Genomic DNA, 25,885 nt, shown 5'->3' with positions numbered 1-25,885 from the left:
ACGCAGTGCTGGAGGACGACCCGCAGATCCGCGACTGGACCGGGCCCTACTGACGGTGACCGGCTCGACGGCGAACGTCCTGGTGGTCAACGCCGGGTCGGCCAGCCTCAAGCTGCGGCTGGTCGATGCGCGCGACGTCCTGCTGGCCGCCCGGGATCTCGCCGCGCCCGCCGGCCGCGCCGACCCGGCCGAGCTCGCCGCGGCGCTGGGCGAGCTCGCCGGCGCCGGGAACGGCGAGCCGGCTGCGGTCGGCCACCGCATCGTGCACGGCGGCACCGAGTTCACCCGGCCGGTGCTCGTCGACGCGGAGGTGGCCGGCCGGCTGCGCGCGCTCACCGCGCTCACCGCGCTCGCCCCGCTGCACCAACCGGCGGCGCTCGACGCGCTCGACGCGGTGCGGGCGGCCCTTCCCGAGGCTGCTCAGGTCGCCTGCTTCGACACGGCGTTCCACAGCCGGCTGCCGGCGGCGGCGGCGACCTACGCCCTGCCGGCGGGGTGGCGGGAAAGGTACGGCATCCGCCGTTACGGCTTCCACGGGCTCTCGCACGCCCATGCCGCGCGCCGCGCGGCGCGCCTCACCGGCGCTCGGCGCATCGTGACCTGCCACCTGGGCTCGGGCGCGTCGCTTGCCGCCGTCCTGGACGGGGTCGGCGTCGACACGACGATGGGCTTCACCCCGCTGGAGGGCCTGGTGATGGGCACTCGTTCGGGCAGCGTCGACCCGGGCGCCCTGCTGTGGCTGCAGACCGAAGCCGGCCTGAGCGCGGCGGAGCTCACCGATGCGCTGTTCCGCTCGGCCGGGCTGCTCGGGCTCGCCGGCACCGCGGATCTGCGTGTGGTCGCCACCGGCGCCGCCGGTGGCGACCCGGCCTGCGCACTCGCGCTGGACGTTTACCTGCACCGGCTGCGGGCGCAGATCGCCGCGATGACCGCGGCGCTCGGCGGGCTGGACGCCCTGGTGTTCACCGGCGGGGTCGGGGAGGGCTCGGCGGCGGTCCGCGCCGGTGCCGCGGCGGGACTCGGGTACCTGGGGGTGGCCGTCGACCCGGCACATAACTGCGCGCCCGCCGACGGGACGGTCGACCGCGAGATCGGCGTGGCGGGGGCCGCGGTGCGCACGCTCGTCCTCGCCGCCCGGGAGGATCTGGAAATCGTTCGGGGGGTCCGGAGCGTCCTCGCCGGTGGCACTGGGTGAGCGGCGTCGGGTGAGGCGGTAATCTCCTGATTTGTGCAGCCGAGGGGAGCCGTCGAGGGCGGAGGCTGGCGCTGATGGCGTCCGCCCCCTCAGCAGCTCCGAGACGCTGCTGCTCGCATCCTTCGCCGCGGCGACCGATCCGCCCGCGTGGCCTGCGGAAGACGCCGTGACCGTCCCTGATCGGCTTGGTGGCGGTACGCTGGAAGCTCTGTAGCGGCGAACGGGACGGTGGCGGATGCCGAAGAACTACGGCCCGGGTGTGGCACTCGGCACGCTCCGTTCCGGTGGATTGCGATCGCTGGTGCGCCTGGGCCGCCGGGACCTGTGGTTGCGGCTGGACCACAACATGCTGGGCGTGGGCGGCCGCGGGAGCGCGTCAGGGCTGGGATTGCCTGGTCGGGCGTCCGGGGGGTCCGTTCGCGCGCACTAGTCTTTCTCGCCTCTGTTCACCGCTCTTCGTCCGTTTGCCGGATGGTGGCCTGTGCGGCCGTGTCGGGCCTGGCGTCGGCGACCGCCGGCGGCGCGGAGCTTTCGACTGTTTGTCACCGCGGCCGACGGCGACGGCGGTGGATCGAGCCGGATGATCGTCCGGGTCGTCGGCCTGCTGTCGGACCGGACCGGACCGGATGAGGTCGTGGTCGTGGCGCTCGGCGGTGGCAGCGGCCCGGTCCGACGCGGCGGTTCCCGTCCCGGTGCGGCGGTGATGTCCGATCCGGGCGGATCTGCCCTGCGCGGGCCGCGTTGGCCTGGCCGGCGCGGCGGGTCGGGCGGACGATGGGCTCGCGCTGGGTGCCCCGCGGCGCCGGGTAGAAGCATGGGTGGTTTGTTCGGTGGTCGGCGCTCCGCGTCGGCCGGAGAGATGATGTCGGAGGTGTGCTCTAGCGTGACCGGTATGTCAGTGTTGCCGCCGGCGCCGTTCGGGCGCATGATCACGGCGATGATCACGCCGTTCCTGGCGAACGGCGCTCTCGACGAAGCGGGTGCCGCGCAGCTCGCGGTCCGGCTGGTGGACGCGGGCAACGAGGCGCTCGTCATCAACGGCACCACCGGGGAGTCGCCGACCACGACCGATGCGGAGAAAGCCCGCCTGGTGCGCGTGGTCGTCGAGGCCGTGGTCGGGCGTGCCCGCGTCGTCGCCGGTGTCGGGACCAACGACACCGCCCACACGGTGGAGCTTGCCCGGGCGGCCGAGGCCGCGGGCGCTCAGGGGCTGCTCGTCGTCGCGCCGTATTACAGCAAGCCGCCGCAGGCCGGGCTCGCGCTGCACTTCACCACCGTCGCCGACGCGACCGGGCTGCCTCTTATGATCTATGACATTCCCGGCCGGACGGGGGTGCCGGTGGCGACCGACACCCTGATGCGGCTGGCTGAACACCCGCGTATCGTCGCGGTCAAGGACGCCAAGGACGACCTGGCCGCCTCCTCCTGGGTGATGGCGCGGACGAATCTGGCGTATTACTCCGGCACGGACGCGCTCACCCTGCCGCTTCTGTCCATCGGGGCCTGTGGGGTCGTCAGCGTTGTTTCGCACGTGGCCACCCCGGCGATCCGTGCCATGATCGAGGCCATTGGGGCCGGTGAGGTGGGTCGGGCGATCGCGCTGCATCAGGGCTTGCTGCCCGCGTATGAGGGAATCTTCCGAACCCAGGGGGTGATCTTGGCAAAGGCCGCGCTGCGGCTTGCCGGGCTGCCGGCTGGTCCGGTCCGACCGCCGCTGGTCGACGCCACCCCCGCCGAGGTCGCGCGGCTACGTGTCGACCTCGCCGAGGCGACGCTGGATGTCGGCGGCCCGCGCGGAACCGGCGCGCGCCAGGCGCCGGCCGGGCTCGCCGTCGTGGCGGCGGGTGAGGTCTCATGAGCCGCCCGCACCCCGACTACGGCCCCCCGCCGCCGCTGCGCGCGGACGGGCTGCGCATCATCCCGCTCGGCGGGGTCGGCGAGATCGGCCGCAACATGACCGTCTTCGAACACGCCGGCCGGCTGTTGATCGTCGACTGCGGCGTGTTGTTCCCGGAGGACTTCCAACCCGGGGTCGACCTGATCCTGCCGGACTTCACCGCCATCCGGGACCGGCTGGGCGACATCGACGCGCTGATCCTCACCCACGCGCACGAGGACCACATCGGCGCGGTCCCGTACCTGCTGCGAGAGCGGCGCGACATCCCGATCATCGGCACCCGCCTCACCCTGGCGTTGCTGAGCGCGAAGCTCGCCGAGCACCGGATCAAGGCGGTCACGCAGGAGATCCGCGAGGAGGAGCGACACACCTACGGGCCGTTCGAGTGCGAGTTCTTCGCGGTCAACCACTCGATTCCGGACGCGGTGGCCGTCGCCATCCGTACCGACGCCGGCCTCGTTCTGCACACCGGCGACTTCAAGATGGACCAGCTTCCGCTCGACGGCCGGCTCACCGATCTCGGCGGCTTCGCCCGGCTCGGTCGCGAGGGCGTGGACCTGCTGCTGTCCGACTCGACCAACGCCGAGGTGCCCGGATTCGTCAGCTCGGAGCGGGAGATCGCCCCGGTGATTGACGGGATCTTCCGGGACGCGACCCGCCGGATCATCGTCGCTTGTTTCGCCAGCCACGTGCACCGGGTGCAACAGGTGCTCGACGCCGCCGAGACGCATGGCCGCTCGGTCTGCTTCGTCGGCCGCTCGATGGTGCGCAACATGGGCGTGGCGCGGGACCTCGGCCTGCTGCGGGTGCCGCCGGGTCTGATCATCGACGCCCGGGACGTGGACTCGCTGCCCGACCGCAACATCTGCCTGATCTCCACCGGGTCGCAGGGCGAGCCGCTGTCGGCGCTGTCCCGGATGGCCAACCGTGACCACCAGATCCGCATTCAGGCCGGGGACACCGTCGTGCTGGCGTCCAGCCTCATCCCCGGCAACGAGAACGCGGTCTTCCGGGTCATCAACGGCCTGACCCGCTATGGCGCGAAGGTCGTCCACAAGGGTGTCGCCAAGGTGCACACCTCCGGCCACGCCCCGGCGGGCGAGCTGCTCTACGTCCTCAACGCCACCCGTCCGTCCAACGTCATGCCGGTGCACGGCGAGTGGCGCCATCTGCGGGCGCACGCGAAGCTCGCCGAGGCCACGGGCGTGCCCGTCGACCATGTGGTTCTCGCCGAGGACGGCATGGTCATCGACCTGCTCGACGGTCGGGCGCGCATCACCGGCGCGGTGCCCTGCGGTTTCGTCTACGTCGACGGCGCCGCGGTCGGCGACGTCGGTGAGCCGAGCCTGAAGGACCGCCGGATCCTCGGTGAGGAGGGCTTCATCACGATCACCGTCGTGGTGGATGCCGCCGCGGGCAAGGTCATCATCGGCCCCGACCTGTCCGCCCGCGGCTTCACCGACTCGCCCGCCACCTTCGACTCGGTGGCCCGGCTGGTCAGCGACGGGCTGGCGGACGCGATGCGCGGCGGGATGAACGACACCGCGGCCCTGCAGCAGCTCGTGCGGCGTACGGTCGGCCGCTGGGTCAACGAGCACTACCGTCGCCGTCCGATGATCATTCCGGTGGTCCTGGAGGTTTGACCTGCCGGGGTGGCCCATCCTCGCCCGCCCGTGCGGGTGAGTGTGCCCAGTACGGCGCGCCCGGTTCGTCGGGGTTGCAGGGACTCGGCCGCGTCCCTGTGTACTGTTTCGACAGTGGCCACACGTACCAGTGACGCGCGTACGCGTGTGCAGACGGAGACGGCCACGTCCCGGCCAGGGGGCGATGGGCGTCAGACAGCGGCGCGCGGTGGCGCGGGCGGCAAGAGCCGCCCGGCCCCGAGCGGTAAAGCCCGCACGGCCGCGGGCGGCCGCGCGGCGCGAGCCGGGGGATCCACCCGGTCCGCGCCCGCTGGCCGGGCGAAAGCGCCGGACCGGCAGCGCCGGCCACCACTGAGCCTGATGGTCGGCCAGGCCGTCGTCCGGGCCGTCTACCAGGTGTGGATGACCGCGGCGACGCTGCTTGGCACCATGCTGCGCCGCACCGGGCGGGGCGCCCGCGACCTGCGCATCGATCCCGCCCACCGGCGCGACGGGCTGGGTCTTGCGGCCTTCGGTGGGGCGATCCTGGCCGCCGTCGCGGTCTGGTTCTCCGCGGGCGGGCCGGTCGGCTCCTTCGCCGCCGCCGCCCTGGAGCTGTTAGTCGGCGCCGGGGCGTGGGCGCTTCCGTTGTTCGGCCTGGGGGCTGCCTGGCGGCTCGTGCGCGCGCCCAGCGACCCCGACAGCCGCGGCCGGGTGGTGATCGGCTGGGCCGCGTTCGGTGTCGGCCTGCTCGGCGTCGTGCACATCGCTCGCGGGTTGCCCGACTTCTCCGACGGCGTCGGCCGGGTCCGGGGGGCCGGCGGCCTCGTCGGCCTGCTCGGCGGCCTGCCACTCGCGAGTGCCGTGACGCCCTTTGTCGCCGTCCCGCTGCTGCTGCTGATCGCGGCATTCGGCGTGCTGGTGATCACCGCGACGCCGATCCGGCAGGTGCTCGAGCGGCTCGCCGAGCTCGTCGACCGGCTCACCGCCGGTGTGCGCGATCCCGCGGCGCGAGCGCGTCTCGACGACGGCTACGACTCCGACTACGGCGATCTTGGCGATCTCGGCGATCCGGCGCTCGCTGACGACCTGCTCGACGCGGACGCCGCCGGGGGCACCAGGCCGGCGCGGGGCCGCCGCCGGGGCCGGGCGGGCACCGAGCTCCCCGGCCCGGCGGGCCCCGACGGCGCTGGCCCCGACGGCGCTGGCCTGGCCGGTCCGGGCACGCGCGAGGTGTTCGACATCGAGGCCGAGCAGGGCGGCGGCCGGTCCCGGCGTCGATCCCGGCGCGGCGTCGCCGCGGATGCCGAGGCGGTCGACGGCGAGTCCGCGGCCGGCGACCTCACCCTCGACCTGTTCGGCGAGCTCGCCGGCCCCGAGGCCGACACCGGTTACGCCGGCGGGTCCGACGACGAAGACCCGGTGGCCGGCCCGGCCGGGGCGGGCCCCGCCTTGGCGGCGCGCTCGGCCGCAGGGGCTGCTGCGCGGCGCGGGCGGACGCGGGCGGCGAAGGTGACCGCCGGCGCCGCCGACACGGCGAGCGGCGTGCCCGGGGCGGGGTCCCCGAGCGCCTCGGACGAGATCCAGCATCTGGTCCCGCCGATCGACGGCGACTACGCCCTGCCGTCGCCGACACTGCTGCGTTCCGGCACTCCACCGAAGGTCCGTTCCGCCGCGACCGACGGTGTGATCGCCTCGCTCACCGACGTCTTCGCGCAGTTCAAGGTCGATGCGCGGGTCACCGGTTTTACCCGCGGTCCGACGGTGACCCGCTATGAGGTCGAGCTCGGCGCCGCGGTGAAGGTCGAGCGGATCACCCAGCTCGCGAAGAACATCGCCTACGCGGTCAAGAGCGCGGACGTCCGGATCATCAGCCCGATCCCGGGCAAGAGCGCGGTCGGCGTTGAGATCCCCAACACCGACCGCGAGCTGGTGTCGCTCGGCGACGTGCTGCGCAGCGGTGAGGCGCTGGCGAACTCCCATCCGCTGGTCGTCGGCCTCGGCAAGGACATCGAGGGCGGCTATGTGCTCGCGAACCTGGCGAAGATGCCACACATCCTCATCGCCGGGGCGACCGGCGCCGGCAAGTCGACGTGCATCAACACGCTGATCACCTCGGTGCTGGCGCGCGCGACGCCGGACCAGGTGCGCATGGTGCTCGTCGACCCCAAGCGGGTCGAGCTGACGAACTACCAGGGCATCCCGCACCTGATCACGCCGATCATCACGAATCCGAAGAAGGCGGCCGACGCGCTGCAGTGGGTCGTCAAGGAGATGGAGAACCGCTACGAAGACCTCGCCGCCTGCGGGGTGCGCCACGTCGACGACTTCAACCGCAAGGTCCGCAACGGGGAGATCGTCGCCCCGCCCGGTTCCGAGCGGGTGTACAAGCCGTACCCGTACATCCTGACCATCGTCGACGAGCTCGCCGACCTGATGATGGTCGCCCCGCGCGACGTCGAGGACGCCATCTGCCGGATCACGGCGATGGCCCGTGCGGTCGGCATCCACCTCGTGCTGGCGACCCAGCGCCCGTCGGTGGACGTGGTGACCGGTCTGATCAAGGCGAACGTGCCGTCCCGGCTCGCGTTCGCGACCGCGTCGCTTACGGACAGCCGCACGATCCTCGACCAGGCCGGTGCCGAGAAGCTGGTCGGTCTGGGCGATGCGCTGTTTCTTCCCATGGGCGCGGGCAAACCGATCCGTATCCAGGGCGCCTTCGTCTCCGAGGACGAGATCGCCGCGATCGTCGACCACACCAAGGAGCAGGCGCCACCGGCCTTCCGCGAGGATGTGTTCGACGGCGGCGGTGAGGCGAAGAAGGACATCGACGAGGAGATCGGCGACGATCTGCAGCTGTTCCTGCAGGCCGTCGAGCTCGTGGTGAGCACCCAGTTCGGCTCCACGTCCATGCTGCAGCGCAAGCTGCGCGTCGGGTTCGCCAAGGCGGGTCGGCTGATGGACCTGATGGAGAGCCGGGGCATCGTCGGGGCCAGCGAGGGCTCCAAGGCACGTGACGTGCTCGTCATGCCCGACGAACTCGAAGGCCTGCTCACGACCCTGCGCAACGGCTAGGAAGTGCCGGTGATCGGGTCTGCGCTTTTGAGGCGGGGTGACGGACCGTAAACTGAGGCCGGTGCCTCCACGGTAGGCAGACATTCACGCTTGCGGAGGTCGCTCATGCAATCCGTGGACGATCCGCAGCCGGCCAGCGCCGGCTCGCTGCTCGCCGCGGCCCGTCGCGAGCGCAACCTGACGATCGGCGAGGTCAGCGAGCGCACGCGGGTGCGGGCGAGCCTGATCGACCAGATCGAGCGGGACGACTACTCCCGCTGCGGCGGCACGGTCTACGCCCGCGGCCACCTGCGCAGCATCGCCGCCAGCCTCGGCCTCGACCCCGGTCCCGTCCTCGCCGCCTACGACGCCTCGCATGAGCCGCTGACCGGGCCCGTGCTCGGTGTCCCGCCCGGTGAGTTCGACCCCCTGCGAGGCGGAACCCGGCGTCGGCGCGGTGGGTTCCGCTGGGGCGCCGCGATGATCGCGTCGCTGGCCGCGGTGTGCCTGATCGCGGTCATCGCGCTGCTGGTGCCCGGCTCCGGGTCGTCCGGGTCATCCGGATCCACCCGCCAGGGTGACGCCGCGGCGCACCCGGCGACCGAGCCGGCGCCGACCGCGGCGCCGAGCACGACGCCCGTCGCCGCTCCCACCACCTCCCCGCCGGCGGGGGTGAACGTGGTGGTGGCGGCGCGCGACGCGCAGAGCTGGCTGGAGGTGCGTGACGACGCCCGGCACGTACTGCTGGCGCAGCTGCTGCGCTCCGGCGACAGCCGCACCGTCACGGCGCCGGGGGCGTTGAACATCCGGATGGGCAACGCGGGCGCGGTCGACGTGTCCTGCAACGGCAGGAACCTCGGGCCCTCCGGCGGTCCCGGCCAGGTGGTGACGATCCGGGTTAGCCTGGTCGCCTCCGGCGAGTGCAAGGTCGGTCAGACCGGCCGCAGCCCGCTTGCCGCGGCGCCGCCGCCGTCCGCGCTCGGTGCCGCGCCCATCGCGTCGGTGGACTGACGGTCTGCGGGGTGTCTCCCACCGGGGCGTGTCGGCCATGTCGGGCTGGTGCGGCGCCGGGCGCCGCTGCCCCGGTAGCCTGACCTGTGTGTCCACACAGGTCCCGCGCCGGGTAGCTCTGATCACGCTCGGTTGTTCCCGCAACGAGGTGGACTCGGAGGAGCTCGCCGGCCGGCTCGCCGCGCAGGGTTGGGAGCTGGTCGCAGAGGCCGCCGACGCCGACGCCGTGCTGGTCAACACCTGCGGTTTCGTCGACGCGGCGAAGAAGGACTCGATCGACGCCCTGCTCGCCGCGAACGACCTGCGCGCCGGCGACGGGGAGGCGGCTGGCGCGGGCCCGCGGGCGGTGGTGGCCGTCGGTTGCCTGGCGGAGCGCTACGGCAACGAACTGGCGGCGAGCCTGCCCGAGGCCGATGCGGTGCTGGGCTTCGACGCCTATCCGAGCATCGGCGCGCATCTCGACACGGTCCTCGGCGGCGCCGCCGTGCCCGCGCACACCCCGCGGGACCGGCGGACCCTGCTGCCGATCACCCCGGTCGAGCGGAGCGCCTCGGTGAACATCGACGTGCACGTCCCCGGGCACGCAGGCGCCGGCAGGCCGGCGGACGGCGCTGCGGACGGGGGTGGGGCGCGTGCCCCGGGCCGCCGCCGACTGACGGCGGGACCGGTCGCGGCGCTGAAGATTTCCAGCGGATGCGACCGGAGGTGCGCGTTCTGCGCGATCCCGTCGTTCCGCGGCTCGCACGTCTCCCGTCCCGTCGACGACATCCTCGCCGAGGCCGAGTGGCTCGCCGGCGAAGGCGCACGTGAGCTGGTGCTGGTCAGCGAGAATTCGACCTCCTACGGCAAGGACCTCGGTGACCTGCGGGCGCTGGAGAAGCTGCTGCCGCAGCTCGCCACCGTGCCGGGCATCGTGCGGGTGCGCACCGTTTACCTACAGCCGGCGGAGCTGCGGCCCTCGCTGCTCGAGGTGCTGCTGACCACGCCGGGCCTCGCCCCCTACCTCGACCTGTCCTTCCAGCACGCGAGCCCGGCGGTGCTGCGCCGGATGCGGCGGTTCGGCGGCTCCGAGCACTTCCTCGACCTGCTGGACCGCGGTCGCCATCTGCTTCCCGGCCTCGGCGCCCGGTCGAACGTGATCGTCGGCTTCCCCGGGGAGACCGAGGCGGACGTCGACAATCTGGCCGAGTTCCTCGAGGCCGCCGAGCTCGACGCGGTCGGCGTGTTCGGCTATTCGGATGAGGAGGGCACCGAGGCGGTCGCGCTGCCGGACAAGATCGCCGAGGAGGAGATCGAGCGACGCCGGGTGCAGATCACCGATCTCGTCGAACAGCTCACCGCCGCCCGGGCGCAGGAGCGCATCGGCAGCCGGGTGCAGGTTCTCGTCGAGGAGGTCACCGGCGGGCTCGCCGCCGGGTGCGCGGGCCACCAGCAGCCCGACGCGGACGGCTCGTGCGTGGTGCGGCTGCCCGGCCCGGTCGCGGCGGGCGAGTCGTCCGACCGGCCCGGCGCGGTCGGTGTGCCCGGAGTCGAGGTGGGGGACCTGATCGAGGCCCGGGTCGTCGCGACCGAGGGGGTCGATCTGGTCGCCGAGTTCACCGCGGTGCTCGACCGCGCCCGCCCCCAGGCCGGGCGGCCCTCGTCGCCGCCCGCCGAGGACCGGGCGTCGGTCCTGGTGGGCCGGCGCGGCGCGGAAGGGACGTGACGGCCCCCGGTGCCGGCGCCCCGGGCGGTGCCGGCGGGCCGGAGGCGCTCCCCAGCGTGTCCGTGCTCAACGTCGCCAACCTGCTGACGATCATCCGGCTGATCCTGGTGCCGGTCTTCGTGGTCCTGCTGTTCGCCGGCCCGGACAACGACGGATGGCGGTATGCGGCCTTCGTCGCCTACGCCGTCGCCGCGGTCACCGATCAGGTCGACGGGTCCATCGCCCGGCACTGGCACCTCGTCACCGACTTCGGCATCCTCGTCGACCCGATCGCCGACAAGGCGCTGACCGGCGCCGCACTGATCTCGCTGTCCGTTCTCGGGGAGCTGCCGTGGCCGGTGACGGTGGTGGTCCTGCTGCGCGAGGTCGGGGTGACCCTGCTGCGGTTGTGGGTGATCCGGTTCGGGGTGATCGCGGCCAGTCGCGGGGGCAAGGCCAAGACGCTGCTGCTGAACGTGGCGATCGGGCTCTACGTGCTGCCGCTGGCGGGGGCCGCGGCGACCAGCCGGGCGGTGATCCTCGCCGCCGGGGTGGTGGTCGCCGTCGTCACCGGCGTCGACTACGTGTACCGGGCGCTCGCGCTGCGGCGTCGGGCCGTACGTGACACGGCCGGCGAACCCGCGGCCGGGCCCGCCATCACCAACGAGGAGGGGCTGACAGATGCGCGCTGAGCTGGTGGCGGTGGGGGACGAACTCCTCTACGGCGACATCGTGAACGGCAACGCCGCGTGGCTCGGCCGCCAGCTTGCCGACGTCGGGGTGACGGTCGCGACGTCCACGGTGGTCGGCGACGACGTCGAGGTGATCGCCACGGCGATCCGGGTGGCGCTGGACCGCACCGACGCCGTCATCATGACCGGCGGTCTCGGGCCGACCCAGGACGACCTGACCCGCGAGGGCATCGCCGCCGCGGCCGGCGTCGAGCTGCGCCGCGACGACGTCCTGGAGGCCGGGCTGCGCCGGCGGTTCCAGGCGATGGGCCGGCTCGACGGGCGCGACGTCCCGATGATGAACTATCGGCAGGCGGACCTGCCCAGGGGGGCGCAGCCGCTGCCCAACGGGCCGGGCACCGCCCCAGGCCTGCGGATGGAGATCGGCGCAGGCGTCGTGTACGCCATGCCGGGTGTGCCCTTCGAGATGAACGACATGTTCACCGCCAGTGTTCTGCCCGACATCCTGCGCCGCGCGGGCCAGCCGGCCGTGGTCGTGCACCGGGTGCTGCGCACGGCGGGGATGTGGGAGTCGGCGGTCGCCGAGGCGCTCGCGGGCGAGGCCGACCGGCTGGCGCCGATCGGCAATCCGCGGATCGCGTTCCTGGCCAGCGGCGGTCAGACTCGGGTTCGCATCACCGCCCAGGCGCGCGACCGGGCCGCGGCCGAGACGCTGATCGCCCCGGTGGAGGCGGCGGCGCGGGCGGCGCTCGGCGCCGGGGTGTACGGCGGCGACGAGGACTCCCTGGAGAGCGTGGTGCTGGGGCTGCTGCGGGCCCGGTCGGCCACGCTCGCCGTCGCCGAGTCCATCACCGGTGGGCTGCTCGCCGGCCGGCTGACCGACGTACCCGGGGCGAGCGCGGCGTTTCGCGGCGGCGTGGTGTCCTACGCGACCGACGTGAAGGCTTCGGTGCTCGGCGTCGACGAAGGCCTGCTCGTCGCCGAGGGGGCGGTGTCGGCGAATACCGCCGCGGCGATGGCGGCCGGGGTGCGTGCCCGCCTCGGCGCCGACTATGGGCTGGCCACCACGGGTGTCGCCGGTCCGGCGGAGCTGGAGGGTAAGCCGGCGGGTACGGTCCACCTGGGCCTCGCCGGCCCGGACGGCACGACTACCCGTTCGCTTCGTCTCCCCGGGGACCGGACACGGGTGCGTGCCTTCGCCGCGGTGACCGCGCTGGACTTGCTGCGGCGTATCCTGGCGGGACTACCCAACAGCAAGATCGTAACCTTCGGTGATGACGCCACCGGCGGATCGCGGGAGTAATCGCCGGACCCGAGGTGCTTACACAGTTACAGTCCCATCAACGAGGGCCCGATGGCCGCGGTGGTGGGTATACGGTGAACGCATCCCGCGGACGAAGGAGGAGGCTCGATGGTCCTGCTCCGACGCATGATCGGCGAGGCGTTGCGCCGCCGCCGCCAAGATCAACACCGCACGCTTCGGGAGGTGTCCTCGGCGGCCAGGGTGTCGCTGGGCTACCTCTCCGAGGTCGAGCGTGGGCAGAAGGAAGCCAGCTCCGAGCTGCTCGCAGCCATCTGCGAGGCGCTGGGAGTTCGGCTCGCGGATCTGCTGCGCGAGGTGAGTGAGGACCTCGAGCTCGCCGAGTTGGCGGTGGGCGCGGGTGTCGGCGGGGCCACGGTCGTGGTACCGGCCCGCCCGACGGTTGTGAATCGGGCGGCCTGAGCTCTCCCGGCCTGCCTGCTCGACGGCGCGTGTCGGCCTCGTCCACTCCAGGTCTAATCGCGCCCGCGTGCGTCGTGCCTGCGTGCGCGCTGCTGGGCGGCGGCCGGGCCGGGGCCGGAAGCTCCGCATACGGATCCCCATCCGGGGGCACGCCAGGGAACGCAAGCAGCTCCGACCCGAGAGGACGAGCATGAGTGCGATCCGTAGCCCACTGTCCGACGAGGCCCGGTCCGTCACCGGCGAAGCGTTGCAGGGGGCGTTGGTCGATCTGATCGATCTGTCCCTGTACGCGAAGCAGCTGCACTGGAACGTCATCGGCCGGACCTTCCGCAGCGTGCACCGCCAGCTCGACGAGATCGTGGAGCTGGCCCGCCGCTTCGCGGACGCTGTCGCCGAGCGGGCCGTGGCCATCGGGGTCAACCCGGACGGCCAGGCGTCGACGGTCGCCCGCGGCACTCACCTGCACGGCGTGGAGGTCGGCTACCTCGCCGACGAGAAGGTGATCCGGCTGATGACCGATGTGCTCGCCGGGGTCGTCACCCGGATGCGCACCCGGATGGACATCACCGAGCAGCCTGACCCGGTCACTCAGGACTTGATCATCGGCGTTGTACGTGAGCTGGAGGAACAGCACTGGATGTTCCAGGCGATGGTCTGAGCCAGGTCCGCCGCCGGGGCCGCCACCGGAGCCATCGGCCCGAACGGGTGACTCCGGTGGCGGCGGGCGGGTCGGTCTGTCACTCTCCCCGGGTAGTTTGCACGGCGCAGCTTGAGTCGGTCGTCGTCCTCCCGGGAGTGGCTCCCGGGCCTGGCCCACAGGGAGAGAAGATCACGTGAGCACCGCCTCGCGACCCGAGGAGGATGACGCAGTCCCGGCGCACCTGCCGATCCAGGTCTGCAAGGCGTGTAACGGCCTGGGCGAACAGCTGGTCGTCTTCGCCACGGCGCGCGGCGGCTTCGTGCCGGCGTGCCGCTCGTGCCTGGTCTGTGAGGGACGGGGTCGCACGGCACTGCGCCCGCCCGTCTGACGGATGGCCGACGCCGATTGGTGTCCCCGCCGGGTCACCACCGAGCCTTTGGTCGTGCGACGATCGTGGTATGGCGAATGTCGTCCGCAAGATTGCCCGGTATCTGTCTGCGTCTGCGAACCGCAAGTTCGACGAGCGGGCCGACCCGCGGGTGCAGATAGACCAGGCCATCGAGGAGGCGCGCCGCCAGCACGAGGCGCTCGTGCAGCAGGCCGCCCTCGTCGTGGGAAACCAGCGTCAGCTTGAGATGCGGCTGGCCCGCCAGGCCGAGGTAGTCGGCGGCCTGACCGAGTCGGCCCGCTCCTCGCTACTGCTGGCCGACAACGCGCGGGCCTCGGGCGACCCGGTCTCCGCGGCCCGCTACGAGGAGACCGCGCAGGCGTTCGCCAGCCAGCTCGTCTCCGCGGAGACGTCCCTTGAGGACCTGAAGAACCTGCACCGTCAGGCGGCGGTCTCCGCGGCCCAGGCCCGCACGGCCGTTGAGGACAACACGACGCGGATGCAGCGCCACCTCGCCGAGCGGGCCCGGCTGCTGACCCAGATCGAGCACGCCGCCATGCAGGAGCGGATGACCCAGGCGATGGAGGGCATGTCGTCGCTGGCTCCGGTCACGGACACCCCGTCGCTCGCCGAGATCCGCGACAAGGTCGAGCACCGCTACGCGGTGGCGCTCGGGCGTCACGAGCTCGCCTCGCAGGGGATGGAGGAGCGGATGGTCGAGGTCCGCCGAGCGACCATGGACGCCCGGGCCCTGTCCCGGCTGGCCGAGCTGCGCGGGGATCTCGGCGGCGGGGGCGGTCCCGGCACCGCGTTGGGCAGTGGGGCGGCGTCGGCGGCGCTCGGCACCGGGGCCGACCCGCAGCGGCAGTCGCTGACCAAGGGATCGCCCGACGGCTCGCAGCACCGGGCGCTCGAGGCCGGCGGCCGGGGCGCACCGCCGCCCGCCGCGGGTGGGCAGGGTGCCGACGACCCCGCGGCCGCCCCCGGTGGGCCGGCGGCGTGAGCCGAGCGGGGAGCCCACTGTGACGGACCGGTCGAAGCACGACGGTCAGGCTTCCCCTACCGGCCCTACCGGCCCTACCGGCCCTACCGGCCCTACCGGCCCTACCGGCCCTACCGGCCCTACCGGCCCTACCGGCCCTACCGGCCCTACCGGCCCTACCGGCCCTACCGGCCCTACCGGCTGGAGTTGGGGTCGCTTTCACACCCGCTGCTCGACGGACGCTCCGGCGTGGCTCGGGCGGCCGCGGACGCCGCGGCTGCGGTCGTGCCCGCCCTGCCGGCCTGGGTCGGGGCCGACGTCGAGCGTCGGTCGCTGCTGCGCGCCGAGCGGCGGGCCGGGCGCGGGTTGCGCTGGGCCCGGCGGCGGGAGACGGCCACCGCGTCGATCTGGACCGGGGTCGCCGCGCTGACGCCTGTCGCCGCCGTGGCGTACGACTCCTGGGGCTGGCTCGTGGCCGGCGGGGCGGCGCTCGCCCGGGCGGCCCTCGCCGGGCGGGAACTGGGGCTGCTGCGGCGGGTCGATGGCGGTCTGCCCCTGCCCCGCAACCCGGCGCCGAGCCCGTGGGAGCTGCGCCGGTCCGCGGCCGCCGAGCCGCTGCGCCGCGGGGAGGCTGCGCTCGCGGCGCTCGCGGCGATGACCCGCTCCCTCAACCCGGGCCCGGCCCGAACGCTCCTGCAGACCACTGCGGCCGGCGCGGCGGACCTGGTCGACGGACTGCGCCTCGGCGCGGCGAGAGTCGTCGCATGCGAGGCGGCCGCCCGGGCGATCTCCCACCCCGGGCGGCGGGCCGAACTCACGCGGACCACCGAGGCGCTGGTCGCGACGATGACGACGTCGGTTGCCGTCTTCGACGACCTGCTCGCTGCGGCGGGGGAGGCGGTCGGTAGCGTGTCGTCGTCGGCACCCGGTCTGATCAGACTGCGCGAGGACACCGAGATGCTGCGCGGGTACGCGGCGTCCCTCCGGGACCTCGCGGGTTCCTAGCCGCCGGGCTCGCCACCGCGCTGTTGTGCGCGCGGCGGGACACCCATGCTCGGGCCGGTACGAACTGCGCGGCTTCGACCACGTGTCGGCTATTCGACTGGGTGGCACCTTCGGGTCGTAGATCGCCACGTTTACAGCCGGTTCACTGAATACGGTCTGTAGCGGATGGCAATTAGGCATACGGCCCGTTGGGCTGGAGAACGCCATTCTCTTGGGTTTCCCGGCGTTTTGCCACTGTTTGGTGGTGTTACTCCGGCGTAGGAGGATCAGTTCCGGGTCCATGGTGCGTACGGTGCGTACATGTTGGGCGTCCGCGCCGCGTGCACGGAGCAGCCAGGACTGGCTTGCCCAGGAGTGGATGTGTAATGTCCGGCTTGTCCAAAGTCCGCTGGTTGGCACCTAGCGGCACAGAAGACCAAGGCGCATCGCGGTTCTGCCGGTGCTGGCGTGCACCGGGTCGGCCGTGGTCGCGCTGGGGGGTGGCGCGGTCCGAGCAAGTCAGAGGTGGACTAACCGTGACATGCCCTGCCGGGGAGTTCCCCCCGGTCGAATCCGCACCTGCAGTGGCAACCGCAACCGCAACGTCCGTGGCCGAGCTGGACCGGCCCTACAGCGAGCAGCGTTGGTCGCTGATGCTGCCCCACCGGGAGCGGCTGATTCATATCGCCCGTCGTCGGCTGCCGAGCAAGGCTGACGCGGAGGACTGTGTGCACGAGGCGTTCATCCGTGCGGCGGGCTTCCGGGACCTCGACGCGAGCCGAGTCGGTCAGTTCCTGACGACGACCGTGCTGCGCCTGTGCGTCGACCACCACCGGGCTCGGCAGCGAGCGGAGCGGGCGGTCGTCCGCGGGTACCTGCAGCCGTGGGAACCGGCGCCGGACGACGCCGTCTGCGACCGAGCGGAGGCCCGCTGGCTGCTGGCCCGAGCCGGTACGCTGCGCGGCCGCGAGCGTCAGGTGATCATGGCGCGGGCGGCCGGGATGAGCACTCGCGAGGCGGCGGCGGACCTGGAAATCAGCCTCAAGGCGGCCGAGGGTGCCTTCACCCGTGGCCGGGCGCGGCTGATCAGCTTTTCCCGGAACTGACGGTCTCGTCAGGATCGGGCGTGTACTACGCACCTCAGGCACCACCTTCCCCGGCAGCAGGCCGGCGGACGCGGCCGGAGCGCGCCTCGGCGCCTCGGTCCGTACGTCCGCGATGGGCGACGGTTCCCGCAGGAGCCGCCGGTCCGGCCTGGCATCGGGGCACCAGGTGGTGCGCCGGCTCTCGTCGCCGACCCGGCCGGGCATCCGGCCCTGGTCGGCTGTGAGGATCCGGCTTCCGCACCGCCGGCAGGGCCGCCCGGCCCGGCCATAGACCCAGTGCTCCTCCCCGGGTCGCAGTGACCCGGTCGTCACCTGATGCCCACCGTGGGCGCCGGCTTTGATCATCGCTTGGGCTCGTCGGACGAGTCCCGGCAGATCAGGTACGTCGCCCACGGGCGTCCAGGGTGGCACCCCGGTGACAAAACACGCCTCGGTACGCCAGATGTTGCCGCGGCCGGCGATGATCCGCTGGTCGAGCAGCGCGGCACCGATCTGCCGCTGCGGCGTTGCCCGCAGCTGCGCCACCACGGCGTCCAGATCCCAGTCCGAGCCGAGCACATCCGGCCCGCATCCGTGGCCGGTCTCTCGCTGGCCGTCGTTGTACTGGCCGTCGTCACGGCCGTGGCGCGTCGCCCGAGCGGGGCGAGCGCCCCGGCGGCAGCCGCCGGATGGCCACCAGCGCGTCGAGCAGCCCGAGGCCGACGGTGAGGCCGAACGCGACCGCGAGACCGGTGTCCGGTGCACCGGTCGTCGCCTGACTCGCAGCGACGGCCACGCCGCTCACCCCGGCCCCGAACGCGGTGCCGAGGTTGTCGCTGAGTGCCACCGCGGTGCTGGCCACCCCCTGCCGATCGGTCGGCGTCTTACCGAGGACCAGCGTGACGATGGTCGAATAGGACATCCCCATCCCCATCCCCATCCCGGGCGACTCCCCAGGAGGCGATCGGGACGGCCAGCGGCACGCTCGCGGGCAGCAACACGGTGGTGAACCCACCCGTGCCGAGGGCGACCAGCACGAGGCCCGTCCCGATGATCTCGCGGTACGGCCGGCGCCCGACGAGCCGGGCCTGCGTCCAGGAGCCCGCTGTCCAGCACAGCGTCGCACTCGACACCGCGAGACCCGCCGTCGTGATCGACGCGTGGCGCACCGCGGTGATCGACAGCGGAACGAAGGTGTCAGCTCCGAAGAACGCCCAGGTGAGCAGGCCCCGGACGGCCACGGCGGCGGGGATGCCGGGACGCAGGCGCAGGGTGCCGGCCGGCAGCAGCCGGCGCAGCGGTCCGAGGCCGCACGCGATCCCCGCGGCTATCAGCGGCAGGCCCAGCGGCGAGCGGTTCGTCAGCCCGGCCAGGACGAGGCCCGCACCGGCACTGATCCGCACGGCCGGGGCAATCGGGATGGGGACGAGCCCGCCACCTGGCCGTCCAGGCAGCGCGCGCAGCGCCCGCAGCGGGATCGCCCCGCCGCCGAGGCCCTGCAACCCCCGGCCGACGACGAGCACGCCCATCGTCGGCGCCACGGCGGCGAGCAGCAGCCCGGCGGCGAACGGGCGGGCCGGGCCGTCCCGATCGGCGCCGGCGCCGGCCAGCACGATGCCGACCGTCGTGCCGAGGAAGAACGCGCTGGTGGCCCAGCCGTACAGGCCGAGGCCGTCGAGATCGGCGGCCACGTTCGGCAGCACCGTGACGACGGTGAGGGCCTCGAATGCGACCAGCGTGATGATCGTGACGAGACCGGCGGTCAGTGCTCGGATCTGCCGGTCCCACACCGACCGCACCGCCGGCCCGTGCCTGCCCTCCTCCAGTGCCCCGATCTGGTCGGTCAAGCCCGCAGCCGTAGGCCGCGGGGCGTCGGATGGAAGCCGGCGCGTTCGAGGGCGGTGCCGAGCCCGCTCACGGCGATCGGCTCTCCGTCGGCCTTCTCCACGGTCAGCCGGCCGAGTGACCCGTCCACGACCGCACGGGCCAGCGCGCCCACGGCGATCCCGGTCAGGTGTTCCTCCGCCGTCCACGACAGCAGGGACCGCCCGCCTCGCTCCACGTAGAGGACGGGCTCGCCGTCGACGAGGACGACCAGCGCACCCGCCTTGCGGCCGGGCCGGTGCCCGGCGGCCGCATCCGCCCCGGCCCCCGGCCGGTCCGGCCACGCCAGCGCGGCACCGAAGGGGTTGGCCGGATCTGTGGCGGCGAGGACCACGGCCGCGGGCCCCCCGCCGACCCGGCCCACCGCGGATCCGCGCCGGCCGGGAGCCGCCTGCGCCCACGGCGTCTCGCCGTCCGCCGGGATGCCCGGGTCGGATCTACTCGGTTGCGGTGCCCAGGAGGGGGCCTGGGCTGCGTCGCGTTGCGCCGTGGCGATCGCTCGTAGCCGGTCGACCGCGCCGGGCACGGCGAACTGGGCGGCGCCCAGCGACTCGACGAAGTAGCCGCGTCGGGCCCGGCCCACGTCCTCGAACGCGCTGAGCACCCGGTAGACCGCGGCGAAACCGCCGGCCGGACGCTCGCCGGTCACCGCCCCTCGGGTGACGATGCCGTGCCGGTCAAGCAGGGCCTCCGCGAGCGCGTGGCCGCGGCGGGTCGGGTCCTCGTCGCGCTCGGGTAGCAGCGACCACCGGCCGGCCGCGGCAGCGCCGGCCGACCGTACCGGGAGGGCCGCGGCCGCGGGGCTCGCCGCCTGGCCGCCGGTCCGGCGGTCCCACCGGTGGCGCCCAACAGGACGCGTAGCGGCGCGAGGGTGTCGTTGGTGATCAGGCCCGCCCAGACGAGATCCCACAGGGCCGCGGTGAGGGCGGTGTCATCGAGCGAGCCGACTCGATCCGACAGCGCCCGGAAGAACAACGCCGCGCCGTCCGCGAGGGCGTCGAGGATCGCTTCGTGCGGCTGCCCGGCGGCGGCGTCGAGGTCGGCCGCGGGCAGCAGCAGGGCGGCGGCGTCGGCGGTGACCAGCGTCAGCCAGCCGTCGCCGGCGGGCAGGCCGCCGGCGCCCGCCCAGTGGATCTCGCCGGCGGAGCACAGCTCGTCCAGCATCGCGGGGGAGTAGTCGGTGACCCGGGCCGGCAGGACGAGTTGCTCCCAGGCACTCGCCGGGATCAGCGCGCCCTGCAGTTGTTCGACGGCCCGCAGCACGCCGTCGACCCCGTGGCTCCGGCCGCTGGTCACCCCCTGCCAGGCGGGCAGGAACGCGCCGAGTGCCCGCGTCGGTACGGGGCCTCGACCTCTCGGCGCACCGCGGCGAGGCTGCGCCGGCGCAGCGCGCGCAGCACCCCGGCGTCGCACCACTGCAGGCCCGTGCGCTCGGGGTGCAGCTCGCCGCGCACCATCCGGCCCTCGGCGGTCAGGGTCTCGAGCACCCCGACGACGACCGCCGGGCCGAGACCGAGGCGACGGGCCGGCTCCTTGGCGTCGAACGGCCCATGGGTGCGGGCGTACCGGGAGATCAGATCGCCCAGCGGGTCGCGCACCGGCTGGGTGAACGCCTCGGGCACCCCCCACCGGCAGGGGGACCCCGAGGGCGTCGCGCAGCCGCCCCGCGTCCTCGATCGGTACCCAGCGTTCCTCCCCGGCGATGCGGACCCGCAAGATCCGGCGATCTCGCTCGAGCTCGGCGAGCCAGACCGAGGTGACGCCTCGGGCGAGGGCCTCCCCGGTGGTCAGGTCGCCGACGATGCGCAGCAGGTCGGCGACGCCCTCGGCATCGCGGGCGTGCCGCTGCGGGGCGAGCCGGGTGAGCTCGGCGGTCACCTGGGCCAGCGCGGCGGGATCGATCAGCTCCCGCAGGTCGGCCTCGCCGAGCAGCTCGGCGAGCAGCGAGCTGTCCAGCGACAGCACCTGGGCGCGGCGCTCGGCCAGCGGTACGTCGCCGTTGTACAGGAACGCGGCGACGTAGCCGAACAGCAGCGACGAGGCGAACGGCGAGGGGGAGGGCGTCTCCACCTCGACCACCCGCAGCGACCTGGCGGCCACCTCGCGCATGAGCCCGACCAGCGCCGGGGTGTCGAACACGTCCTGCAGGCATTCCCGCATCGTCTCCAGCACGATCGGGAAATCGCTGAACGTGGCGGCGACGGTGAGCAGTTGGGCGCTGCGCTGGTGCTGCTGCCACAGCGGGGTCCGCCGGCCAGGGGTGCGCCGCGGCAGCAGCAGAGCCCGCCCGGCGCATTCCCGGAAGCGGCTGGGGAACAGGGCGCTGCCGCCGATCTCCGCTCGTACGATCGCATCGATCTCGTCCGGCTCGAACAGCGCGAGGTCCGCTCCCGGCACCTCCGCCGCGTCCGGGATCCGGGCGACGATGCCGTCGTCGGTGTGCATGATCTGCACCTCGGTGCCGTATCGCTCCCGCAGCCGCGCCCCGAGCGCGAGCGCCCAGGGCGCGTTGACCGGTGCGCCGAACGGCGAGTGCACCGCGAGGCGCCAGTCGCCGAGCTCGTCACGGAACCGCTCGACGACGATCGTGCGGTCGTCCCCCAGGTGCCCGACGGCAGCCCGTTGCTCGTCGAGGTAGCGCAGCAGGTTGGCGGTGGCCCAGTCCGAGCCCGGCGGCCCGCACCCGCTCGGCCGCAGCCGGCGTGGTCAGCCGGCCGACCTCGCGCAGGAAGGCACCCAGCACGCGACCGAGCTCGGCGGGGCGGCCCGGGGCGTCGCCGTGCCAGAAGGGCAGCCGGCCGGGGCGGCCCGGCGCCGGGGTGACCAGCACCCGGTCCGCGGTGATCTCCTCGATGCGCCAGCTGGACGAGCCGAGCAGCACCACGTCGGAGACCCGGGACTCGTAGACCATCTCCTCGTCGAGCTCCCCGACCCGGCTGGCCTTCTCCCCGACGAGGAACACGTCGAACATCCCCCGGTCGGGGATCGTCCCGCCGCTGGTCACCGCGAGCCGCTGCGCGCCGGGTCGACCGCGCAGGATGCCGGTGGCCCGGTCCCAGGTGATGCGGGGACGCAGCTCGGCGAAGGCGTCGGAGGGATAGCGCCCGGCGAGCATGTCGAGCACGGCCTCCAGCACCGAGGCCGGCAGGGATGCGAAGGAGGCGGCGCGGCGGACCAGGACGCCGAGGTCGTCGACGGACCAGTCGTCCATCGCCGTCATCGCCACGATCTGCTGGGCGAGCACGTCCAACGGGTTGCGCGGAGCGTGCACCTCCTCGATCGTCCCCGTCCGCATCCGCTCGGCGACAACGGCGCTTTCAAGCAGGTCTCCGCGATGTTGCGGCAGGACCACGCCGAGGCTCGTGGCGTCGACCTGGTGGCCGGCGCGGCCGACGCGCTGCATGCCGGCGGCGACGCTTGGCGGCGAACCGATCTGGATCACGAGGTCGACCGCGCCCATGTCGATGCCCAGTTCCAGGCTGGAGGTCGCCACGACCGCAGGCAGCCGCCCAGCCTTGAGATCATCCTCGATGAGCAGCCGCTGCTCGCGGCTGACACTGCCGTGGTGGGCCCGCGCGACCTCCGGTCACGCGGCGGTGCCGCCGCCCTGGCCGGCCGCGCCCAGCAACGCGGCCGGTGCCGTGCGCGCCGGGGATCCGCCGCCCTGCGGACCGGCGGAGACCGGGCTCGGCTCCGATACCGCGGCGCTGGCGCCGGCTCCGGAGCCGGCCAGCCGGTCGGCGTAGAGCTCGTTCAACCGGGCACATAACCGCTCCGCGAGCCGCCGTGAGTTGGCGAACACGATCGTCGACGAGTGCGCCAGCACCAGGTCGAGCACGCGTTCCTCGACCGCCGGCCAGATCGATGCACGCGGCGGCGCGGCGGCCGCGGACCCGTCCGGCGGAGCCTCGGTGAGCGGATCGCCCAGCCGGGTCATGTCCTCCACGGGGACCACGACCGCGATCTCGAGGGTCTTCGTCGTCGGCGGCCGGACCACCGTCACAGGGGCCGCCCCACTGAGGAAGCGTGCGACTTCCTCGACCGGACGCACCGTGGCCGACAGGCCGATCCGCTGCGCCGGCGTCTCCAGCAGCGCGTCGAGGCGCTCCAGGCTGAGCGCCAGGTGGGCGCCGCGCTTGCTGCCGGCCACGGCGTGCACCTCGTCGACGATCACCGTGCGGACTCCCCGCAGCGCCTCGCGGGCCGCGCTGGTCAGCATGAGGAACAGCGACTCCGGCGTGGTGATCAGGATGTCGGGCGGGTGGGTCCCGAGGCCGCGTCGCTGGGCGGCCGGGGTATCGCCCGAACGGACTCCCACGATGATCTCGGGCTGGGGCAGACCGAGGCGCCGCGCGGCGCCCCGGATTCCCGCCAGCGGAGCGCGCAGGTTGCGCTCCACGTCGATGCCGAGCGCCTTGAGTGGGCTGATGTAGAGCACCCGGCGCGGGCGCGTTGGCTCGGGCGGCGGCTGCGAGCCGGCCAGGGTGTCCAGGGACCACAGGAACGCGGCGAGCGTCTTTCCGGAGCCCGTCGGGGCGACGACCAGCGCATTTCCGCCCCCGCGGATCGCCTCCCACGCGCCGCGCTGGGCGGGCGTCGCAGCGGCGAAGGCCGCGCCGAACCAGCTGCGCGTCGGCGCGGAGAACGGCGCGAGCGGATCCGGCTGGTCGGTGGGGCTGCGGCTGGACACGTCGTCCAGTCTGCGACGCGGCACCGACAGATTCCGGCGGTCGCAGTCCGCTGGGCCCGTTTAGCTTGTCCATTTTGCCGCGCTCACGACCCATACGCGTCGATCCGGTCGAGGTCGCGGAGGTGCGGATCGGTGGATGCGGCGGCCATTGACCGGGTCCGCTCCGGGCGGTGCACACTGGTGAGGTGCGGCTGACCGAGTTCTGGGCGAAAATGGACACACGGTTCGGTTCGGCCTACGCGGAGTCGTTTGCCCGCGCTCATGTGCTCGCCGGGCTCGGGGGCGCGACGATCGAGGCGGCCCTGTCCCGCGGTGACGACGCCAAGACCGTCTGGCGGGCCGTGTGCGACGAGTCCGAGGTGCCCGTCCGGGAGCGTTGAGCGCGCCGATTCGGCGTGTCGCCGAGATATCGAACGCCTGTTCGGCTACAGTTATCCCCATGCGGCCACTTATCCACAGATCACCCCCGGCCCTCGAAACTGTCGGACCCACGGCCTAGCGTCACCCCCGTGGCCAAGAATCGACGACCTCAGCATGGAGTGACTCCAATGGCGGCAGGACTTGACCGTGGGAAGGCGTTGGATAACGCCTTGGCGCAGATCGACAAGGCGTTCGGCAAGGGATCGGTCATGCGATTGGGGGACGACACCCGGCCGCCGATCCAGGTCATCCCCACCGGCTCGATCGCGCTGGACGTCGCGCTCGGCATCGGCGGGCTCCCGAGGGGCCGGGTCATCGAGATCTACGGCCCGGAGTCGTCCGGGAAGACGACCGTCGCCCTGCATGCGGTGGCCAACGCGCAGGCCGCCGGCGGCATCGCGGCGTTCATCGACGCCGAGCACGCCCTTGATCCAGAGTACGCGGGGAAGCTCGGTGTCGACGTCGACAACCTGCTGGTCTCCCAGCCGGACACCGGTGAGCAGGCACTCGAGATCGCGGACATGCTCGTGCGGTCCGGCGCGCTGGACATCATCGTCATCGACTCGGTGGCGGCGCTGGTGCCGCGGGCCGAGATCGAGGGTGAGATGGGAGACAGCCACGTCGGCCTCCAGGCCCGCCTGATGTCGCAGGCCCTGCGCAAGATGACGGGCGCGCTGGCGAACTCCGGCACGACCGCGATTTTCATCAACCAGCTGCGCGAGAAGATCGGCGTCATGTTCGGTTCACCGGAGACCACGACCGGTGGAAAAGCCCTGAAATTCTATGCGTCGGTGCGCCTCGACGTCCGCCGCATCGAGACGCTCAAGGACGGCGCGGAGGCCGTGGGTAACCGTACCCGGGTCAAGGTGGTGAAGAACAAGGTTGCCCCGCCGTTCCGGACCGCCGAATTCGACATCGTCTATGGCGGCGGGATCAGTCGCGAGGGTTCCCTCATCGACATGGGCGTCGAACACGGCATCATCCGCAAGTCCGGTGCCTGGTACACCTACGACGGTGACCAGCTCGGCCAGGGCAAGGAGAACGCCCGGTCGTTCCTGCGAGACAATCCCGACCTGGCCAACGAGATCGAGAAGAAGATCAAGGAAAAGCTCGGCATCCTGCCCAGCGTCGAATCCGACGTTGTGGCACCGGTCCCCATCGACCTCTAACCGATGGTGGGAGCCGGTCGGCGCGACGCCGAACGCCGTCCGGCCACCGGCACCGGCACCGACGCCTTGGGCGATCCTGGTGCCGGTCGGCCGATGGATCCGGTTGTCGTCGCACGGGAGATCTGCCTGCGCCAGCTGGCGACGCGGGCGCGTAGCAGAGCCGAGTTGGCCACGACCTTGCGTCGCCGAGGCGTGGCCGACGACGTGGCCGCGACCGTCCTCGACCGGCTGGCCGCCGTCGGGCTCGTGGACGATGCCGCCTTCGCTGCCGCCTTCGTGTCCTCGGCGCGGTCTCAGCGTGGGTTGGGTCGGCAGGCGCTCGCCGCGGAACTGCGTCGGCGAGGGGTTCAACCAGCCATGGTCGAGGCGGCCACGGCCGTCGTCGCGGCACAGGACGAGGAGGCCACGGCCCGGGATCTTGTCCGGCGCCGCTTGCGATCGATGGACCGGCTGCCCGAACAGGCGCGGGCGCGAAGGCTGCTGGCCATGCTCATGCGTCGGGGCTACCCACCCGAGCTCGCGATCCGCGTCGTACGGGAGCAGGCCAGCGCCGATACCGACGACGGCGAGCCGCCGCCGGCGACGTGGGACGGCGGGGATCTCGACCCCTCCGGGTGAGCGATAGCGGGATTTTCGCCGGTTGTCAATGTGACGAATTTCTTGACCGGAGAATACGACCCGACTTTTTCTCCCAGAAAGGTGACAGGATCCGCTGCGGCGACGCGGTGACGATAGCTCGTTGTAACTGGTCAGGTCGTGTAGATC

The 25,885-nt window shown here is 73.1% G+C and carries 19 protein-coding genes and 1 pseudogene; 17 read left to right on the top strand and 3 right to left on the bottom strand.

Features of this window, described 5'->3' with window-relative positions; translation table 11 throughout:
* The first annotated feature begins 55 nt into the window (after window positions 1-55).
* From G6R25_RS02370 to G6R25_RS02300, 14 genes are all read left to right on the top strand, one after another.
* The gene (locus tag G6R25_RS02370) at window positions 56-1,195 is read left to right on the top strand and encodes an acetate/propionate family kinase (protein ID WP_163551481.1); all 1,140 of its coding nucleotides are present in this window, start codon (window positions 56-58) and stop codon (window positions 1,193-1,195) included.
* 862 nt (window positions 1,196-2,057) lie between these two features.
* Entirely contained in the window at window positions 2,058-3,053 is a 996-nt protein-coding gene (dapA, locus tag G6R25_RS02365; RefSeq protein WP_163551501.1) for a 4-hydroxy-tetrahydrodipicolinate synthase, read from the top strand.
* Window positions 3,050-4,735, top strand: coding sequence for a ribonuclease J (locus G6R25_RS02360; RefSeq protein ID WP_163551480.1), 1,686 nt, complete (start codon window positions 3,050-3,052; stop codon window positions 4,733-4,735). The genes dapA and G6R25_RS02360 overlap by 4 nt, the downstream gene beginning before the upstream one ends.
* Window positions 4,736-5,095: 360 nt before the next feature.
* On the top strand, window positions 5,096-7,789 hold the full coding sequence (locus G6R25_RS02355) for an FtsK/SpoIIIE family DNA translocase (RefSeq protein ID WP_235947172.1): 2,694 nt from the start codon (window positions 5,096-5,098) through the stop codon (window positions 7,787-7,789).
* A gap of 105 nt (window positions 7,790-7,894) precedes the next feature.
* A complete protein-coding gene (locus G6R25_RS02350; protein ID WP_136447563.1) occupies window positions 7,895-8,779 on the top strand; it encodes a helix-turn-helix domain-containing protein in 885 nt (294 codons plus the stop codon).
* Between the two features lie 88 nt (window positions 8,780-8,867).
* Window positions 8,868-10,484: a MiaB/RimO family radical SAM methylthiotransferase gene (locus G6R25_RS02345; RefSeq protein WP_163551479.1), complete on the top strand. Its 1,617-nt coding sequence runs from the start codon at window positions 8,868-8,870 to the stop codon at window positions 10,482-10,484.
* A complete protein-coding gene (locus G6R25_RS02340; protein WP_419469294.1) occupies window positions 10,481-11,155 on the top strand; it encodes a CDP-alcohol phosphatidyltransferase family protein in 675 nt (224 codons plus the stop codon). Before G6R25_RS02345 ends, G6R25_RS02340 begins: the two co-directional genes overlap by 4 nt.
* Window positions 11,145-12,458 (top strand): competence/damage-inducible protein A, encoded by a 1,314-nt coding sequence (locus G6R25_RS02335; protein WP_163551478.1) that lies wholly within the window; start codon window positions 11,145-11,147, stop codon window positions 12,456-12,458. The genes G6R25_RS02340 and G6R25_RS02335 overlap by 11 nt, the downstream gene beginning before the upstream one ends.
* Window positions 12,459-12,566: 108 nt before the next feature.
* On the top strand, window positions 12,567-12,878 hold the full coding sequence (locus G6R25_RS02330) for a helix-turn-helix domain-containing protein (protein ID WP_163551477.1): 312 nt from the start codon (window positions 12,567-12,569) through the stop codon (window positions 12,876-12,878).
* Window positions 12,879-13,068: 190 nt separating this feature from the next.
* Window positions 13,069-13,536, top strand: a complete 468-nt coding sequence (locus tag G6R25_RS02325; protein ID WP_163551476.1) for a Dps family protein — start codon at window positions 13,069-13,071, stop codon at window positions 13,534-13,536.
* Window positions 13,537-13,711: 175 nt separating this feature from the next.
* Window positions 13,712-13,906, top strand: coding sequence for a hypothetical protein (locus G6R25_RS02320; protein WP_136447558.1), 195 nt, complete (start codon window positions 13,712-13,714; stop codon window positions 13,904-13,906).
* A 70-nt stretch (window positions 13,907-13,976) separates the two neighbouring features.
* On the top strand, window positions 13,977-14,909 hold the full coding sequence (locus tag G6R25_RS02315) for a PspA/IM30 family protein (RefSeq protein ID WP_163551475.1): 933 nt from the start codon (window positions 13,977-13,979) through the stop codon (window positions 14,907-14,909).
* A 228-nt stretch (window positions 14,910-15,137) separates the two neighbouring features.
* Complete coding sequence (gene pspM, locus G6R25_RS25960) at window positions 15,138-15,893, top strand: phage shock envelope stress response protein PspM (protein ID WP_163551474.1); 756 nt, start codon at window positions 15,138-15,140, stop codon at window positions 15,891-15,893.
* A 587-nt stretch (window positions 15,894-16,480) separates the two neighbouring features.
* Window positions 16,481-16,978 (top strand): RNA polymerase sigma factor, encoded by a 498-nt coding sequence (locus G6R25_RS02300; protein ID WP_235947168.1) that lies wholly within the window; start codon window positions 16,481-16,483, stop codon window positions 16,976-16,978.
* A 613-nt stretch (window positions 16,979-17,591) separates the two neighbouring features.
* Here G6R25_RS02300 and G6R25_RS29385 read toward each other — a convergent pair.
* From G6R25_RS29385 to G6R25_RS02285, 3 genes and pseudogenes are all read right to left on the bottom strand, one after another.
* A complete protein-coding gene (locus G6R25_RS29385; RefSeq protein ID WP_336500365.1) occupies window positions 17,592-17,879 on the bottom strand; it encodes a hypothetical protein in 288 nt (95 codons plus the stop codon).
* Window positions 17,842-18,804: an MFS transporter gene (locus G6R25_RS02290; protein ID WP_336500364.1), complete on the bottom strand. Its 963-nt coding sequence runs from the start codon at window positions 18,802-18,804 to the stop codon at window positions 17,842-17,844. The genes G6R25_RS29385 and G6R25_RS02290 overlap by 38 nt, the downstream gene beginning before the upstream one ends.
* Window positions 18,801-23,555: pseudogene (locus G6R25_RS02285) on the bottom strand (ATP-dependent helicase). Before G6R25_RS02285 ends, G6R25_RS02290 begins: the two are co-directional and overlap by 4 nt.
* A gap of 161 nt (window positions 23,556-23,716) precedes the next feature.
* On the opposite strand from G6R25_RS02285, the gene G6R25_RS02280 reads away from it, so the two are divergent.
* From G6R25_RS02280 to recX, 3 genes are all read left to right on the top strand, one after another.
* Window positions 23,717-23,911, top strand: a complete 195-nt coding sequence (locus G6R25_RS02280; RefSeq protein ID WP_163551497.1) for a DUF3046 domain-containing protein — start codon at window positions 23,717-23,719, stop codon at window positions 23,909-23,911.
* 168 nt (window positions 23,912-24,079) lie between these two features.
* Window positions 24,080-25,120 carry a recombinase RecA gene (recA, locus tag G6R25_RS02275; RefSeq protein WP_163551472.1) on the top strand — a complete coding sequence of 347 codons (1,041 nt, stop codon included), beginning with the start codon at window positions 24,080-24,082 and terminating at the stop codon, window positions 25,118-25,120.
* Between the two features lie 3 nt (window positions 25,121-25,123).
* The gene (gene recX, locus G6R25_RS02270) at window positions 25,124-25,738 is read left to right on the top strand and encodes a recombination regulator RecX (RefSeq protein ID WP_163551471.1); all 615 of its coding nucleotides are present in this window, start codon (window positions 25,124-25,126) and stop codon (window positions 25,736-25,738) included.
* Window positions 25,739-25,885 lie beyond the last annotated feature (147 nt).

The organism is Candidatus Frankia alpina, from assembly GCF_902806485.1.
Classification (GTDB): Bacteria; Actinomycetota; Actinomycetes; order Frankiales; family Frankiaceae; genus Frankia; species Frankia alpina.
The sequence above is the reverse complement of the archived record's forward strand: the minus strand, read 5'-3'. Positions and strand labels throughout refer to the sequence as shown.

Coding starts and splice junctions, on each gene's coding strand:
- G6R25_RS29385 (WP_336500365.1), bottom strand. CDS start 17,879: ATGTCCTATTCGACCATCGTCACGCTGGTCCTCGGTAAGACGCCGACC.
- G6R25_RS02330 (WP_163551477.1), top strand. CDS start 12,567: ATGGTCCTGCTCCGACGCATGATCGGCGAGGCGTTGCGCCGCCGCCGC.
- G6R25_RS02350 (WP_136447563.1), top strand. CDS start 7,895: ATGCAATCCGTGGACGATCCGCAGCCGGCCAGCGCCGGCTCGCTGCTC.
- recA (WP_163551472.1), top strand. CDS start 24,080: ATGGCGGCAGGACTTGACCGTGGGAAGGCGTTGGATAACGCCTTGGCG.
- dapA (WP_163551501.1), top strand. CDS start 2,058: ATGTCGGAGGTGTGCTCTAGCGTGACCGGTATGTCAGTGTTGCCGCCG.
- G6R25_RS02360 (WP_163551480.1), top strand. CDS start 3,050: ATGAGCCGCCCGCACCCCGACTACGGCCCCCCGCCGCCGCTGCGCGCG.
- recX (WP_163551471.1), top strand. CDS start 25,124: ATGGTGGGAGCCGGTCGGCGCGACGCCGAACGCCGTCCGGCCACCGGC.
- G6R25_RS02355 (WP_235947172.1), top strand. CDS start 5,096: ATGGTCGGCCAGGCCGTCGTCCGGGCCGTCTACCAGGTGTGGATGACC.
- G6R25_RS02335 (WP_163551478.1), top strand. CDS start 11,145: ATGCGCGCTGAGCTGGTGGCGGTGGGGGACGAACTCCTCTACGGCGAC.
- G6R25_RS02315 (WP_163551475.1), top strand. CDS start 13,977: ATGGCGAATGTCGTCCGCAAGATTGCCCGGTATCTGTCTGCGTCTGCG.
- G6R25_RS02325 (WP_163551476.1), top strand. CDS start 13,069: ATGAGTGCGATCCGTAGCCCACTGTCCGACGAGGCCCGGTCCGTCACC.